Source organism: Geodermatophilus sp. SMS 5-13 (genome assembly GCF_059428245.1).
The window spans coordinates 3,625,171-3,640,223 of the sequence record NZ_CP165729.1 but is presented as its reverse complement, the minus strand read 5'-3'; the positions used below and the strand labels follow the sequence as shown (position 1 = coordinate 3,640,223).

The window sequence follows — 15,053 nt, the reverse complement described above, 5'->3', positions numbered from 1 at the left end:
CGACCTGCGGAAACGGAATGTCGTACCCCCTCCGTACGTTGTGGATGTGTCGGGTGGACGTGCTGCTCGGCAGCCGAGGAGGACAGCGACATGAAGGGCGACCGTGTGGAGGTCGTCATCGACGCCGGTGACGACACCCGTACCTACGAGATCCAGGCCACCCGGGCCGGCCGCCGGGTGGAGATCACCCACGGCCGCGGGCTCGTGGAGGTCACCGAGACCACCCGCGGTGGCACGAGGGTGCGCACCGCGCGGTTCATGGCCAACCGCGTGCTGGCCCTGGTGGAGCACCCGGCGTCCCAGGACGCGCTCCCGGACGACGCCGCGGTGACGCAGCTGCGCCAGCCCGCCTGATCCGGCCCCGCCCCCGGCGCCGCGAATCACGGCAGCGGCGGGTGGTCGCCGAGCTGCTCGCCGCAGGCAGCCCGTCCGCTATGTGTGGGCGGGAGCCGCTGGTCGGGGTCTTCGCCACGCGGGGACGGTTCGTCGCGCCCACGCCGGGGGAGGGCTTCGACAGAGTGGACGTCGTCCGGCCGTAACGTGTCGGTCGCCACGACGCCGCGACCCACACCGCCCTGCGAGGACCCGTGACCGCGAAGAGGACCGACGAGGTCGCCGCGTCGTCCGATGTGCCCGCAACCCCGCTGGGTCCGCTGGCCATCCTGCGCATCCGGCCGTTCCTGGTGCTCTACCTCAACGCGGCGGTCGTCTTCCTCGGCGTGATGGGGCAGGTCGTCGCCCGGACCTGGCTGGCCTTCGAGCTCACCGGGTCCAACGCCGCGCTCGGCGGTGTGCTGCTCTCCTTCGGCGTCACCATGCTGCTCGCCACCCCGTGGGGCGGGGTGGCCGCCGACCGGCTGCCGAAGCGGCTGGTGCTGCAGGTGTCCGTGGCCGTGCTGGCCGTGTCCAGCGCCTGGATCGGGCTCGCCGTCACCTTCGGTGTCATCCAGTACTGGATGCTGCTGGGCGCGGGCGTCCTGCAGGCGATCGGATTCGCGCTGTTCAACCCCGCCCGCATGGCCTTCCTGGCCGAGATCGTGCCCGAGGCGTCGGTCCCCGGTGCGGTGTCGCTGCTGCTGGTGAACGCGGAGGTCAACCGTGTCGTCGGCCCGGCCGTGGCCGGGGTGGTCATCGGGGCGGTGAGCTTCGGCACCCAGGCGGTGTTCCTCGCCGCCGCGACCCTGTCCACGGTCGGCGTGCTGCTGACCGGCGCCCTGCCGCCCGGACGACGCCGCGGCGAGCCGCCGGACCGCTCGCCGGTGGCGGAGCTGGCCGACGGCATCCGCTACGTGCGCCGCCGCCCCGTGCTGGCCGCGCTGCTGTGGTGCGGCATCGGCGTGACGATGGCCGGGCTGCCCTACCTGGCCTTCCTGCCGACCGTCGCCAGCGACCTCTTCGGGCTGGGGCCGGCCGGGTACGGCGTCCTCTCCGCGACCTCCGCGATCGGCGCCGTGATCACCGGGGTGGTCCTCGGGCGCCGGTCGTACCGGGGCCGGGAGAACCGGGTGCTCGTCGTGTCGGGGGTCGTGTTCGGGGTCGGGCTCGTCGCGCTCGCCCTGGCACCGGTCTTCGCCGTCGCCGTCGCCGTCCTGCTGGCGATCGGCGGCGGGATGCTCGCCTTCCAGACCACCAACCAGTCGATGCTGATCGCGCTGTCGGACATGGAGTACCACGGCCGCATCCAGGGCCTGATCATGCTCAGCTTCGGGGCGTTCGGGATCGCCGCGCTGCCGCTCGGGGTGCTCGCCGACCGGGTGGGGCTGCGCGCGACCTTCGGCGCCATGGGCGCGGCCGTCGTCCTGATCACCGGGCTGTACGCGCTCGTCAGCCGGCGGCGGATCGCCCGCGCCGGCCGGCTGCGCGACCTGGGCTGAGCCCGGTGCGGCTCAGCGCCGCCAGTCGACGTCCGGCAGGGTGGCGCTCCACGACTCGACGATCCGGCCGCCGGCGAGCCGGTGCACGATCAGCCAGGTCACCACGGAGGTCTCCCCGGTGTCGAGGTTGACGCCCTGGGTCGTGGCGCGGGTCCAGACCTTGTCGCCGTCGGCGACCTGGTCCTCGATCGTCGTGGCGGGGTCGTGCAGCAGCTGCCAGGCCTCCTTCAGCTCCCGCTTGAACTCCTTCCGGCTCAGCGACCGCGAGCCGGCGGAGGAGTGCCGCACGTAGGGGTCGCCGATCAGCTCGTCGACCACGCCGAGGTCGCGGCGGTGCCAGAGCCCTTCCCAGTACCGGGCGACGATCGTCCGGGGGTCCTCGTCCACGGCCGCGGATCCTAGAGCCCGCCACGCCGCGGTCCGGCGGCCGGTGTGTGGCGGTGGACACCACGACGGAACCGGCCGGCAGCGCAACGCTGCACGTCGGAACCGGTCGCACGGACCGGCGTGGGGTCTCCTCCGGGCCTCATGACCCGGCCGCGGGCGGGGGCTTCGGCGGGGACGGCGTCGTGCGCCCGTACCGTGTGGGGCACGCGCGCGGCCGCGCCGGGCGACGACGCCCCGCTGCGGGCCGGCGATCAGGACGAAGGGAACGCAATGAGCGAGGCAGGGACGGCCCGCGTGGCCGTCGTGACGGGGGCCGCCCGGGGCATCGGTGCGGCGACGGCCCTGCGGCTGGCCCAGGACGGGTTCGCCGTGGCCGTGCTGGACCTGAACGAGACGGACGCCAAGAACACCGTTCAGGCCATCGAGGCGGCCGGCGGCCGGGCGCTGGCCGTGGGCGCCGACGTCAGCGACGCCGAGCAGGTCCAGGCCGCGGTCGACCGCATCGCCGCCGAGCTCGGCGGCCCGACGGTGCTGGTGAACAACGCCGGCGTGACCCGGGACAACATGCTGTTCAAGATGACCGAGCTCGACTGGGACACGGTCATGAACGTCCACCTGCGCGGGGCCTTCCTCATGACCCGAGCGGTGCAGAAGTACATGACCGAGGCCAAGTGGGGCCGGGTCGTCAGCCTGTCCAGCGTCTCGGCGCTGGGCAACCGCGGCCAGACCAACTACTCGACGGCCAAGGCGGGTCTGCAGGGCTTCACCAAGACGGTCGCGATCGAGCTGGGCAAGTTCGGGGTCACCGCGAACGCCATCGCCCCCGGCTTCATCGAGACCGAGATGACCAAGGCGACCGCCGAGCGCATGGGCATCCCGTTCGACGACTTCATCAAGGGCGCCGCCTCGCAGATCCCGGTGCAGCGCGTCGGCCAGCCCGAGGACATCGCCCACCTGGTGAGCTTCCTCGTCAGCGAGGGCGCGGGCTTCGTGTCCGGCCAGGTGATCTACGCGGCCGGCGGCCCGCGCGCCTGAGCACGTCGGTGGGGGCCCGGACGACCGCGCGTCGTCCGGGCCCTTGTGCTTCGTGGCGCCGGCCGGGTAATTGACGGGCGTGGGATCCGTTCCGCTCCGGCTCGCCGTCCTCGGTGACTCCATCGGCTACGGGCAGGGCGCCCGCCGTCCGGAGGACCGGCTCGGCCCCCGGCTGGCCGCCGGCCTGGCCGCCGAGGGCTTCGCCGTCGACCTGCACGTGCTCGCTCTCCCGCGGTCGGTCTCCGCCGACCTGGCGGCGCAGGTCCGCCGCGCCGCGCCGCTGGCGCCCGATCTCGCCGTCGTCGTCGTCGGCGCCAACGACCTGGCCCGCTTCGTCCCGCCGGCCGACGCCGCCCGCTCGCTGGCCGACGCCGTGGCCGGGCTGCAGGCCGCGGGCAGCGACGTCCTCGTCGTCCCGGCCCCGGACATGTCGGTCGTGCCGTTCGTCCCGCCGGCGTTCCGCGCGGTGGTGCAGGCGGCGTGCTCGATGCTGCAGCGGCAGCAGGAGGCGGTCACGCGCGCGGCCGGCGCGATCTTCGCCGACGTCGGTCCGGAGGTCGGCGCCGCGTTCGCGGCCGACCCGAACCTGTTCTCCGCCGACCGCTTCCACCCGTCCTCGGCCGGCTACGCCCGCATCGCCGAGGCGCTGGCGCCCACCGTTCTCGCCGCCGCCCGCGCCCGCCGCGACGCCGCCGCCTGAGCGCAGGCAGCCGCCGCGTCGAGATGCGCGTGAGTGCCGGTCCCCGCGGCGGGATACAGCACTGCGGCGAATCTCGATGGCCGGCGACCCGACGGTTGGCGGAATCGGTCACCTGCGTGGACGACGTGCGCATCCGGCGGCGCTGACCCGGGGCCAGGGGTCAGGTCGGGCGGAACTCCTCGTCGGTCGCGTCGTACCGGCCGTGCTCGACGGCCAGGAACCGGAACTCCTCGGGCGCCGGCCACTCCGCGGACCCGGCGACCGGCTTCGGCCGCGGCCGCCGGGGCACCGACGCGCCCGCACCACCACCGCGGCCGCGGTAGACCACCAGCCCGTGCACCCGGTCCGGGACCGCGTCGAGCGCCGCCTGGACGGCGGGCAGCGCCCGGTAGCGCTCGAGCCGCTCGTCGTCGGGGAAGGCCAGTTCGAGGACGACGCCCCAGCGCGTCTCGTGCCACTCCCAGTACAGGGCGTAGTTCGTCACCGCAGCCTCGACCAGGTCGTTGCCGTGGGCGTCCTGCCAGAGCGACGCCGGGAAGCCCTCGGCGTCGAGCACCTCGATCGTGAGCCACTCGGCCACGACGCAACGTTAGGCCCGCCGCCGCCCGGCCGTCTACGTCCGCCCGGCGAGCAGCTCGGCCAGGTGCAGGCCGCGCCGGCCGGCGAGCTGGTCGAGCTGGGTGCGGCAGGAGAAGCCGTCGGCGAGGACGACGGCGTCCGGTCCGAGCCCGCGGACGGCGGGCAGCAGCTGCTGCTCGGCGACCGCCACCGAGACCTCGTGGTGGCCGCGCTCGACGCCCCAGTTGCCGGCCAGTCCGCAGCAGCCGCCCAGCCGGGTCACGGTCGCGCCGGCCTGGCGTAGCAGCCGCTCGTCGGCCGCCCAGCCCAGCACCGACGCGTGGTGGCAGTGCGGCTGGGCGACGACCTCCAGCCCGGCCAGCGACGGCGGCTCCCAGCCGGGGGTGTCCGCCAGCAGCTCGGCCAGGGTGCGGGTGGCCGCCTTCACCCGCACGGCCGCGGGGTCGTCGACCAGGTCCACGGCCTCGCCGCGCAGCACCGCGGTGCAGGAGGGCTCCACCCCGACGATCGGCACGCCGGCGTCGGCCAGCGGCGCGAGGGCCCGCACCGTGGTGCCGAGGATCCGCTGCGCGGCGTCGAGCTGGCCGGTGGTGATCCAGGTCAGCCCACAGCACGTGTCGGCGTCCGGCACCTGGACCCGGTAGCCGGCCCGCTCCAGCACCTCGGCCGCAGCCCAGGCGACCGACGGCGCGAAGTGGTCGGTGAACGAGTCCACCCACAGCGCCACCGGGGCGCCCTCGCCCCGGGCCGGCGGCCGGCCCGCCCACTCGGCCCGGAACGTCCGGACGGCGAACGGCGGCAGCTCGCGGCGCTGGTCCATGCCGGCCGACCACTTCGCCAGCCGCCCGCCGAGCCGCGAGCCCATGACCGCGTTCACCGCCCGCGGCGCCCGCGCGGCCAGGTCGGCCCAGCGCGGCAGCCACCCGAGCGTGTAGTGCGGCCGGGGCCGGGGCCGGCGCCGGTAGGACTGGTGCAGCACCTCGGCCTTGTAGGAGGCCATGTCCACCCCGGTCGGGCAGTCGCGCGAGCAGCCCTTGCAGGACAGGCACAGGTCCAGCGCGGCGTGCACCTCCGGGGAGCGCCAGTCCCGCACCGGCCCGCCCGGCGCGAGCATCTCCTGCAGCACCCGGGCGCGGCCGCGGGTGGTGTCCTTCTCCTCCCGCGTGGCCGGCCAGGACGGGCACATGACGCCGCCGGCGGACTGCAGGTCGGCCCGGCACTTGCCGACGCCGGTGCAGCGGTGCACCGCCGCGGCGAAGTCGCCGCCGTCGTGCGGGTACGCCAGCGCCAGCCGCTCCCGCCGCGGGCGGACGGCGGCCACCCGCACGTCCTCGTCGAAGCGGGCCGGGCGCACCAGCACGCCCGGGTTGAGCACGTCGTCCGGGTCGAACAGGCCCTTCACCCGCTCGAAGAGCGCCAGCGCGGCGGGGGAGTACATGTGCGGGAGCAGCTCGCTGCGCGCCCGCCCGTCGCCGTGCTCGCCCGAGATCGACCCGCCGTAGCCGGCGACCAGCCGGGCGGCGTCCTCGATGAAGGCGCGGTAGGCCTTGCGGCCCCGGTCGGGCTCGCGGTCGAACGGGAAGTCGATCCGCACGTGCACGCAGCCGTCGCCGAAGTGGCCGTACGGCACGCCCTGCAGGTCGTGCTCGGTCAGCAGCGCCTCGAACCCGCGCAGGTACGAGCCCAGCGACTCCGGCGGCACGGCGGCGTCCTCCCACCCGGCGTGCGCGGGCCGGCCGTCGGACGTCCGGGCGGCCAGCCCCGCGCCGTCCTCCCGGATCCGCCAGATCGCCGCGGCCTGCGCCGCCTCGGTGACGACCAGCGAGTCCAGCGCGGCGGCGTCGGCGAGCACCCCGCGGGCCTTCGCCTCCACCTCGGCCACGGTGTCGCCGGTCAGCTCCACGATCAGCCAGCCCTCGCCGCGCGGCAGCTCCGGCACGGTCGCCGCGGGGACGTCGCGCAGCCGCTGCACGATGCGCGCGTCGAGGCCCTCGACGGCGGTGGGGGAGTGCGGCAGCAGCCCGGGGGTGGCGTCGGCGGCGTCGGCCATCGTCGGGTAGCCGAGCACCACCAGACCGCGCACGGGCGCGTCGGCGACCAGCCGCACGGTCGCGCCGAGCACCAGCGCCAGCGTCCCCTCGCTGCCGACCAGGGCGCGGGCCACGTCGAAGCCGCGTTCCGGCAGCAGGTGCTCCAGCGAGTAGCCCGAGACCTGCCGGCCGAAGCGGCCCAGCTCGGTGCGGATCGTCGCCAGCTCGCCGTCCACCAGCCGGCGCAGCTCGTCCAGGACCCCACCCGTGCCGGTCGGCGCGAGGCTCAACCGCTGCCCGCCGCCGGTCACGACGTCCAGCGCGACGACGTTGTCCGACGTCCGGCCGTAGCCCAGGGCCCGCGAGCCGCAGGCGTTGTTGCCGATCATCCCGCCGACGGTGCAGCGGTTGTGCGTGCTCGGGTCCGGGCCGAAGCGCAGCCCGTGCGGCCGGGCGGCGGCCTGCAGCGCCGCCTGGACCACGCCGGGGTCGACGACGGCGGTGCGGCCTTCCGGGTCGATCGCGGAGATCCCGTGCAGGTGCCGGCTGGTGTCGACGACGACGCCGGGGCCCACGGCGTTGCCGGCGATCGACGTCCCGGCGCCGCGGGCGGTGAGCGGGACGCCGAGCTCGCGGCAGACCTCGAGCGTCGCCACCACCTCGTCGGGGTGCCGCGGCCGGACCACCGCGCGCGGCAGCACGCGGTAGAGCGAGGCGTCCGAGGAGTACAGCGCGCGGGCCAGACCGGAGTCGTCGACGTCGTCGACGCCGGCCCGGCGCAGCGCCTCGCGCACCGCGACGGCATCGATGGTCGGCTGCTGCGTCGTCACCCGGCCAGTCTCCGGCCCGGGCCGGGACGGCGCCTACGGGACCCCGGCGGAGATCTCCGTGTGCGGCAGGTTGGCCCGGGCCCAGAGCGCCGCGGACGTGCGGTCCCGGACGCCGATCCGCTGGAACACGCTGGTCAGGTGGGCCTTCACGGTGCCCTCGCGGATGCCCAGGGCGCGGGCGATCTGCTTGTTGGCCAGGCCCTGGCCGACGAGGGCCAGCACCTCCTGCTCGCGCTCGGTCAGGTCGCCGGCGGGGGAGGCCGCCCGGCGGTCGCGCAGCAGGGTGCGGGCCACCCGCGGGTCCAGCGGCGAGTCGCCCCGCGCCACCGACCGGATCGCCTCCAGCAGGTCGGCCGGTGCGGCGTCCTTGAGCACGTAGCCGAGGGCGCCGGCGTCGAGCGCCTCCACGACCCGGTCCCGGTCGGAGAAGGAGGTGAGCACCAGGACGGCCACGTCCGGGTGCTCCGCGGTGATCCGGGCGGTCGCGGCGATGCCGTCCATGACCGGCATGGACAGGTCCATGAGGACCACGTGGGGGCTCGACGCCGTCACCGCCTCCAGCGCCTGGGCGCCGTCGGCGGCCGTGTCCACCACGCGCATGTCCTCGGCGCCGCTGATCAGGCCGGTCAGGCCGGCGCGCATCAGGGCATGGTCGTCGACCAGCAGGACGTCGATCACGGCTGCGGAACCTCCAGTCGGGTGCTGGTGCCGGCGCCGGGCGCCGTGCGCAGGCGCAGCCGGGCACCGGCGGTGGTGGCCAGGTCCTGCAGGACGCTCAGGCCCAGGTGCCCCGAGCGTCCGCGGTGGCGCACCGCCTCGAGGTCGAAGCCGATCCCGTCGTCGTCGATCTCGAGGACGACGCGCCTGGTCAGCCGGGTGACCGTCACGTCCACCCGGGTGGCCTGCGCGTGCTTCGCCACGTTGAGCAGGCTCTCCTGCGCGACGCGGAACAGCAAGGTCGCGGTGTCCAGGGGGACGTCGAGCGGGTCGGGGACACGGACCCGGACGTCGATGCCGCGGGAGCCCAGCCGGTCGGCGAGGTCGTCGAGGGCGGTGGCCAGGCCCGCCCGCTCCAGCGTCGGCGGGTAGATCTCGACGAGCAGGGAGCGCAGCGAGCCCGCCGACTCGCGCAGCGCGGTCGCGGCGTCGCCCAGGACACCGGCCACCTCGCAGTTGCCGCGGCCGTCCTCGCGCAGCCGGTCCGCGGCGCCGGCCACGAGCAGGGCGGAGGCCGAGACGTCCTGGACGATCCCGTCGTGCAGGTTGCCCGCGATGCGCCGCCGCTCCTCGGTGGAGGAGTCCAGCGCTCGGGTCTGCAGCAGCTCGCGCTCGCGGTGGGTGGCGCGCAGCTGCGCGACCATCCGGTGGGCGAGGGGCAGCTGCATCGCCAGGAAGGCCAGCAGGACCGCCACCGAGATGGGCGCGAACCGCCACCAGATGTCGGTCTGCCGCTCGAGCACGAGGTCGTACGGGGAGTAGGTCTCCAGCCCGAGGCGCTCGCCGCTCGGCGTCACGACGGCCCGGTAGACCTCGAGCAGCCGCCCGAACGGGCGCTCGTACTTGTTCTCCTCGCGGCTGAGGTCGCTGACCTCGGCCTGCGTCGTCCCGTCGACAAGGGCCTCCTGGTCCTCGTCGTCCAGCGTGAACTGCGCACCGATCAGGCGCTTCTCGTCCGAGTAGACGATGAGGCCCTGGGGCGTCCAGATCTTGACCCGGACGATGCCGACCTCCCCGAGCCGGCCGAAGACGCCGTCGAGCCGGGCGATCGCGGCCCGGTTCGCCGCGGGGTCGTTCGCGAGCAGGCCGTCGTCGAGGGCGGCCTCGACCACCAGGACGGCGAGGGTGTCGGTCCGCTGACGGGCGTCGGCGATGCCTTCCTCCTCCGCCGCGGCCCGGCTCGCCCAGATGCTGCCCGCGAGCAGCAGCAGGACGGCGACCACGTTGGCGGCGAGGAAGCGCCCGACGACCCGCCGGGTCGAGGGCAGCGCGCGGGAACGGCCGGCCGCCAGGCCGTCGACGAGCATGGTCCAGCCGGGCGTGCTTCGGCCGTCCACGGGCCGGTTGAGCACCAGCGAGTGTTGGCCCACGCCCGGCCCTCCTCGTTCCGCGTCGACGTGCGGGGATGTGCACAGATGGTGACCGGTTCGCGCGCCGGAGAAGATCCCCGAACCGGGGGGTCAGCGGTGCAGCGGCCGCAGGGCGGGTCGTCCGGTCGTCGCCCTGCCCGGTGACCGCCCGGGTGGTCGGGCGCGGCGCCGTGCACCACCGCGCGGGGCGCCGCGGGCGGAGCCGCCCTCGAGGACGGCGACGATGGCCGTCGCCAGGCCCACCGTGTCGTCGGCGGAGACGACCAGGCTGACGGGCTGCTGCCGCCCTGAGGGGAAGCGCTCGAAACAGGACCGGTCGGCCGGTCCGGCGCTCGCGCCGGTGAGGACGTCGAGCAGCAGGGCGGGCTCCTCGCCGGCGGTCTCCGGCTCGACCCGGCGGGGCAGGACCAGGGCGCTGCTCGAGCCCGCCGCCTCGCTCGACGCCGGCCCGTGGAAGTGGATCCGGTCCTGCAGGGAGAGCGCGCGCACCTGCGCGCGCAGGTCGTCCTCGAGGGGGCCCTCGCCGACCAGGTCCAGGTGGAGGTGCGGGCGGTCGGCGGCGAGCATGCCGAACGCCGTCACCAGCGTGTCGACGCCGAACCCGGCCACCATCGGGGACACGCACAGCACCCGCTGCGGAGACAGCGCGCCGGACGATTCCTCTGCAGGCATCGTTGCCCTTCCTTCGGTCGACCCCGGTGTCGGGGACAGACCATCAGGTCAGGGGTCCAGAACGCCTTTGGACACCAGTCCTACGACCCGCCGGAGCGGGGTGGATCCGCCGGCCGGATCCACCCCGCGTCGCCTCACTCGGTGGGCGGCTCGTCGCGGCCGGACTCCTCGGCCTCGTCGGCCTCCTCCTTGGTCCTGTGCACCGCGCCGTCGGCGTGCTCCGGCGGGCCGTAGACGGTGTAGAGGATCAGCGGGTTCTCGCCGGTGTTGAGGAAGTTGTGCTTCGCGCCCGCGGGGACGACGACCAGGTCGCCCTGCGCCACCTTCTTGGTGCTGCCCGAGACGCGAGCCTCGCCGGTGCCGCTGACGAAGGTGAGGATCTGGTCGGTGTCCTCGTGCACCTCCTCGCCGATCTCGCCGCCCGCAGGGATCGTCATGATCACCAGCTGGGTGTTCTTGCCGGTCCAGAGCACGCGGCGGAAGTCCGGGCTCTTCTCGGCCTCGGTCGCGATCGTGTAGTTGATGACGGACGCCACGGGCGAACTCCTCGTCTTCGGACGGACGGTCTCGCCGCTGGTCCTATCCCGCGATCGAGAGGCCTACGCGTCGGGCGGCCGGTGTCGCCCGACCGGGTCACCCGTGGTGTTCGAGCAGGCAGAGGAGGACGGAGGCGGCCACGTCGGCGTCCTCGGTGACGCGCTCGGCCTCGCCGCGCTCCACGCGGACCAGCATCAGCTCGTTGATGCCGCCGACGGCGGCCAGCACCAGCTCGCGGCCGACCGGCCGGACCTCGCCGGGGTGCGCCTCCCTCAGCTCGTCGGCGACCTCGACCAGCAGGTCGACGTAGCGGTCCACCACGGCGCGGCGCAGCTCGAGCGCCGCGCGCCCGGCCGCCTGCACCTCGACGAGCGCGGCCCAGGCGACCGCGGGACCGGCCGCGAGCACGGCCAGGTAGGACTCGACGCTCGTGCGCACGCGGTCCCGCCACGGCAGCCCGGCGGCCCGCGCGTCGTCCTGCGCGCGCCGCACCGTGCCGAGCATCGTGTCGGTGGCCCGCTGGTACAGCTCGAGCAGGCACTGCTCCTTGTCCCGGAAGTGGGCGTAGACCACGGTCTTGGAGACCTGGCCGACCCGCGCGATGTCGGACATCGTCGTGGCGCGGTAGCCCTTCTCGGCCATGCACGTGGCGAGGGCCCGCAGGATCCGGCCGCGACGGTGCCCGTCGTCCACGGCCGGGTCGTCCACCACCGGTGCAGTCGAGACGAGTGCCCCCATCGGCCCGACTGTATCGCCGAACCTCGGGTCCGGGCGCTTCGCGAGCCGCCGCGGCGGGCATGGGTGGGGCGTGACCTCATCGCCTGCCAGCAGTCCCGTCCGGCCGGTTCCCGTCCGGGCGATCCTGGCCGTCATCGGCCTGGTGCTGGCGACGGCGTTCCTGCTCTACCTGGTCATCGAGACCCGCCGCGTGCTCACCTGGATCGTGATCGGCGCGTTCTTCGCCGTGGCCCTGGCCCCGCTGACCGGCTGGGTGCAGCGGCGGCTGCTCGGCGGCCGCCGCCGGGCGCTGGCCACCTTCCTCGTCTTCCTCGTCGTGTTCCTCGTGCTCGCCGGGCTGATCACCGCCTTCGCCGTCCCGCTGGTCCAGGAGGGCGCGAAGTTCGCCGGGCAGCTGCCCGGCCTGGTCGACGACGCGCGCCACGGCCGCGGACCGGTCGGCGACCTGCTCGAGCGCACGAACGCGCTGCAGTGGGTGCAGGACAACCAGGACCGGATCGGCCAGTTCGCCCAGGGCCTGACCGCCCCCGCCGCCGGCGTGATCGGCAGCGTCGCCACCGGCCTGGCGGGGCTCGCGACCGTGCTGGTGCTGGCCTACCTCATGGTGCTCGAGGGCCCGAAGCTCGTCGACGGCGTGATCAACCTGTTCCCGCCGGAGCGCGGGGAGCGGATCCGGCGGGTCGGCCACGACTGCGCCAAGTCGGTGACCGGCTACATCTCCGGCAACCTGCTGATCAGCTTCATCTGCGGGGTGCTGACCTACGTCGTCCTGCTGATCGCCGGCGTGCCCTTCGCCGGCCTGGTCGCGCTCTTCGTCGGCCTGGCCGACCTCATCCCGCTGGTCGGCGCGACGATCGGCGGCGTCGTCGCGGTCGTCGCCGGCTTCGTGCACTCGGTGCCCGCGGGCATCGCCGTCCTGGTGTTCTTCCTGCTCTACCAGCAGCTGGAGAACCACCTGCTCCAGCCGCTGATCTTCGCCCGGACGGTGAAGCTGAACCCGCTGACCGTGATCGTCGCGATCCTCCTCGCCGTGGAGCTGATGGGCGTCCTCGGCGCGCTGCTGGCGATCCCGGTGGCCAGCATGGTCCAGGTGATCCTGCGCGACGTCTGGGACCACCGCCGCGGCCGGCCGAAGGCGGAGCCGACCGTCGGCGAGGAGCGGGAACCGGTCGGGGAGGACGGCGGCGTGCGCAATGTCACGGGCGACGGCGGAAGGGTCGGTGCCGCGCAGGTGTCGTCCTCAGGGTGACGACGGTGACCGCCCCGACGCCCGCTCGTGCCCCCGCCCGCGCCTATGCGGTGTGGCTGGTCGGTCTGTTCGCCTACGCGGTGGCAGTGTTCCACCGCGGCTCGCTCGGCGTCGCCGCGGTCGAGGCGCAGCACCGCTTCGACGCCGGGGCCTCGGCGATCTCGCTGTTCCTGGTCCTCCAGCTGGCCGTCTACGCCGCGATGCAGGTGCCCGTGGGCGTCGCGCTCGACCGGTTCGGCTCGCGGGCGCTCATCGTCGCGGGCGCGGTCACCATGGCGGCGGGGCAGCTGATCCTGGCGCTGGCCACCGACGTCCCGACCGCAGTCGTCGCGCGCGTGCTCATCGGGGCCGGCGACGCGATGACCTTTATCAGCCTGCTGCGGGTGATCGGGTTGTGGTTCCCCGGCACGACCGTTCCGCTGATCACGCAGGCGACCGGCATCTTCGGCCAGCTGGGGCAGATCGCCGCCGCCTACCCGCTGGTCGCGCTGCTGCACGCGACCTCGTGGCGCAGCACCTTCCTCGGCGCCGCGGCGGTCGGCGTCTTCGCGGGCGTCCTGGTGCTCGCGACGCTGCGTGACGCCCCGCCGGGGACGCCGCGGCCGCGTGCCGCCGGTATGCCCGAGGTGCGCCGCCGGCTGGCCGACACCTGGCGCGAGCCGGGCACCCGGCTGGGGCTCTACACCCACCTGGTCACCCAGTTCTCCGGCACCGTCTTCGCCCTGCTCTGGGGCTACCCCTTCCTCGTGCTGGGGGAGGGCCTGGCCCCGGGGACGGCGGCCGGGCTGCTGACCCTGCTCGTGCTCGTCGGCATGGCGTTCGGCCCGTTGCTGGGCCGGCTGTGCGGGCGCTGGCCGCTGCGCCGCTCCAACCTCGTCTTCTCGATCCTGCTGGCGACCGCCACGGCGTGGACGGTCGTGCTGCTCTGGCCGGGGCGGGCGCCCCTGCCGGTGCTCGTGCTGCTGGTGGTCGTGCTCGGCACGAACGGCCCCGGCTCGATGATCGGCTTCGACTACGCGCGCACCGAGAACCCGGCGGAGCGGATGGGCAGCGCCAGCGGCGTGGTCAACGTCGGCGGGTTCTTCGCCTCGCTGTGCACGATCCTCGCGGTGGGCGCGGTGCTCGACCTGCTGACGCCGGGCGGCTCGACCGGCTACGACCTCGGCGCGTTCCGGGCCGCGTTCGCCGTCCAGTACGTGTTCTGGGCGATCGGCCTGATCGGCGTGCTGCGGCACCGCCGCCAGGTGCGCGCCCGGCTGGCCCGCGACGGGGTCGTGCTCGTGCCGCTGCACGTGGCCGTCGGTGCCCGGCTGCGCGGCGGCTCCGCCTACCGCTGACCCTGGCTCGCCGCCCGGGAGCGGAAGTCGCCGCGGCCGGTGTCGTTGCGCCAGTGGGCGAACGACTCGCCGCTCTGCTCCTCGAGCAGCGCGATGTCGTCGAGCAGCGGCGCCAGCACCTCGCGGCGCACCTCGACCGGCAGGGGCGGGCGCTTCGCGTGCCCGGCGTGCAGCGCCGCCATCAGCGGCCGGCTCGCCTGCCGCCAGACCTGCGGGGGAGCGAACGCGCCGAGCGCCGCGCCGGCGCGGACGACCCGGGCCAGCGCCCGGTAGCGCGCCCCGTCGGCGACGTAGGGCTTGACGTTCTCCGGCGGGACGGCGTGCGCCTGCCCCTCGGCGACACCGAGGAAGGCGCAGACCCGGTCGAGCGTCTGCTGCGGGGTGTCGACGAGCTCCCGGTAGCGCAGGAGCAGCACCTGCTCGCGGGGGAAGCGGGTCAGCAGGTCCCGCAGCTGCTCGCCGTAGCGGCCCAGCCCGCGGTAGTGCCAGAACGGCGCCCACCCCCCGGCGATCCGCCGCTCCTCCGCCCGGACGGCGGCCAGGAAGTCGGCCTCCGGCTCGAGTCCGTCGGCGCGCAGGTGCACCCAGTTGGACACCGCCCGGTCGACCGGATCGCGGACGACGAGCACGATCCGGGCGTCGGGCACGTCGGCGGCGATCCGGGCGTGCGCGGCGCGGTCGTACAGGTAGAACGGCGTGCTCTCGCCGCGGACCGCCCCGGCCGGGGCGCCGTCGAACAGGGCGACGTACCGCTCCCGCCGCCAGATCCACTCCCCGGCGCTGTGCGCGTCGCCCGGCCCCCGCTGGCGGGAGCGGGCGGGCGGGCGGCCGCCGGTGAGGTAGTACTTGGGCTCCTTGACCGGGGAGAGGTACAGCCCCGGGTGCGTCGCGAGGGCCGCGTGCAGCGCCGTCGTCCCCGCCTTGGGGGCGCCGGCGATGAAGAACTGGGGCAATCGCTCGGCCATGGCGCCATTTCTACCAATTCCACCGTGATGATG

At 75.0% G+C, this 15,053-nt stretch carries 15 protein-coding genes; 6 read left to right on the top strand and 9 right to left on the bottom strand.

Going from position 1 to position 15,053, the window contains the following annotated elements; translation table 11 throughout:
- The first annotated feature begins 90 nt into the window (after positions 1-90).
- Complete coding sequence (locus AB3388_RS17585; RefSeq protein WP_495406600.1) at positions 91-354, top strand: DUF8836 family protein; 264 nt, start codon at positions 91-93, stop codon at positions 352-354.
- Between the two features lie 233 nt (positions 355-587).
- Entirely contained in the window at positions 588-1,874 is a 1,287-nt protein-coding gene (locus AB3388_RS17580; RefSeq protein ID WP_495406599.1) for an MFS transporter, read from the top strand.
- Positions 1,875-1,886: 12 nt separating this feature from the next.
- Here the strand turns inward: AB3388_RS17580 and AB3388_RS17575 are convergent, their stop codons facing one another.
- Complete coding sequence (locus tag AB3388_RS17575; protein ID WP_495406598.1) at positions 1,887-2,261, bottom strand: ester cyclase; 375 nt, start codon at positions 2,259-2,261, stop codon at positions 1,887-1,889.
- A 294-nt stretch (positions 2,262-2,555) separates the two neighbouring features.
- Between AB3388_RS17575 and fabG the strand changes: the two genes are divergently transcribed.
- Positions 2,556-3,296, top strand: a complete 741-nt coding sequence (fabG, locus tag AB3388_RS17570; protein ID WP_495406597.1) for a 3-oxoacyl-ACP reductase FabG — start codon at positions 2,556-2,558, stop codon at positions 3,294-3,296.
- A 79-nt stretch (positions 3,297-3,375) separates the two neighbouring features.
- Positions 3,376-3,996 (top strand): SGNH/GDSL hydrolase family protein, encoded by a 621-nt coding sequence (locus AB3388_RS17565; RefSeq protein WP_495406596.1) that lies wholly within the window; start codon positions 3,376-3,378, stop codon positions 3,994-3,996.
- Between the two features lie 160 nt (positions 3,997-4,156).
- Here AB3388_RS17565 and AB3388_RS17560 read toward each other — a convergent pair whose 3' ends face one another.
- The 7 genes from AB3388_RS17560 to AB3388_RS17530 all read right to left on the bottom strand — a co-directional run bounded on the left by AB3388_RS17560 (position 4,157) and on the right by AB3388_RS17530 (position 11,469).
- Positions 4,157-4,576 (bottom strand): hypothetical protein, encoded by a 420-nt coding sequence (locus AB3388_RS17560; protein WP_495406595.1) that lies wholly within the window; start codon positions 4,574-4,576, stop codon positions 4,157-4,159.
- Between the two features lie 33 nt (positions 4,577-4,609).
- Positions 4,610-7,435 (bottom strand): FAD-binding and (Fe-S)-binding domain-containing protein, encoded by a 2,826-nt coding sequence (locus tag AB3388_RS17555; RefSeq protein ID WP_495406594.1) that lies wholly within the window; start codon positions 7,433-7,435, stop codon positions 4,610-4,612.
- A 33-nt stretch (positions 7,436-7,468) separates the two neighbouring features.
- Positions 7,469-8,113 (bottom strand): response regulator, encoded by a 645-nt coding sequence (locus AB3388_RS17550; RefSeq protein ID WP_495406593.1) that lies wholly within the window; start codon positions 8,111-8,113, stop codon positions 7,469-7,471.
- Positions 8,110-9,522, bottom strand: coding sequence for a sensor histidine kinase (locus AB3388_RS17545; RefSeq protein ID WP_495406592.1), 1,413 nt, complete (start codon positions 9,520-9,522; stop codon positions 8,110-8,112). Before AB3388_RS17545 ends, AB3388_RS17550 begins: the two co-directional genes overlap by 4 nt.
- A 90-nt stretch (positions 9,523-9,612) precedes the next feature.
- Positions 9,613-10,194, bottom strand: coding sequence for a glycosyltransferase (locus AB3388_RS17540; RefSeq protein ID WP_495406591.1), 582 nt, complete (start codon positions 10,192-10,194; stop codon positions 9,613-9,615).
- Positions 10,195-10,328: 134 nt separating this feature from the next.
- Positions 10,329-10,730, bottom strand: coding sequence for a cupin domain-containing protein (locus AB3388_RS17535; protein ID WP_495406590.1), 402 nt, complete (start codon positions 10,728-10,730; stop codon positions 10,329-10,331).
- 97 nt (positions 10,731-10,827) lie between these two features.
- The gene (locus AB3388_RS17530; RefSeq protein WP_495406589.1) at positions 10,828-11,469 is read right to left on the bottom strand and encodes a TetR/AcrR family transcriptional regulator; all 642 of its coding nucleotides are present in this window, start codon (positions 11,467-11,469) and stop codon (positions 10,828-10,830) included.
- Between the two features lie 70 nt (positions 11,470-11,539).
- Here AB3388_RS17530 and AB3388_RS17525 point away from each other — a divergent pair, with 70 nt between their 5' ends.
- Complete coding sequence (locus AB3388_RS17525) at positions 11,540-12,718, top strand: AI-2E family transporter (RefSeq protein WP_495406588.1); 1,179 nt, start codon at positions 11,540-11,542, stop codon at positions 12,716-12,718.
- A gap of 5 nt (positions 12,719-12,723) precedes the next feature.
- A complete protein-coding gene (locus AB3388_RS17520; protein ID WP_495406587.1) occupies positions 12,724-14,055 on the top strand; it encodes an MFS transporter in 1,332 nt (443 codons plus the stop codon).
- On the opposite strand, the gene AB3388_RS17515 is transcribed toward AB3388_RS17520, so the two are convergent.
- On the bottom strand, positions 14,046-15,020 hold the full coding sequence (locus AB3388_RS17515; protein WP_495406586.1) for a sulfotransferase family protein: 975 nt from the start codon (positions 15,018-15,020) through the stop codon (positions 14,046-14,048). The genes AB3388_RS17520 and AB3388_RS17515 overlap by 10 nt on opposite strands.
- Positions 15,021-15,053 lie beyond the last annotated feature (33 nt).

Bases quoted from the DNA above. Each gene is read 5' to 3' on its own strand.
- AB3388_RS17585 (WP_495406600.1), top strand. From the start codon at position 91: ATGAAGGGCGACCGTGTGGAGGTCGTCATCGACGCCGGTGACGACACC.
- AB3388_RS17540 (WP_495406591.1), bottom strand. From the start codon at position 10,194: ATGCCTGCAGAGGAATCGTCCGGCGCGCTGTCTCCGCAGCGGGTGCTG.
- AB3388_RS17530 (WP_495406589.1), bottom strand. From the start codon at position 11,469: ATGGGGGCACTCGTCTCGACTGCACCGGTGGTGGACGACCCGGCCGTG.
- AB3388_RS17515 (WP_495406586.1), bottom strand. From the start codon at position 15,020: ATGGCCGAGCGATTGCCCCAGTTCTTCATCGCCGGCGCCCCCAAGGCG.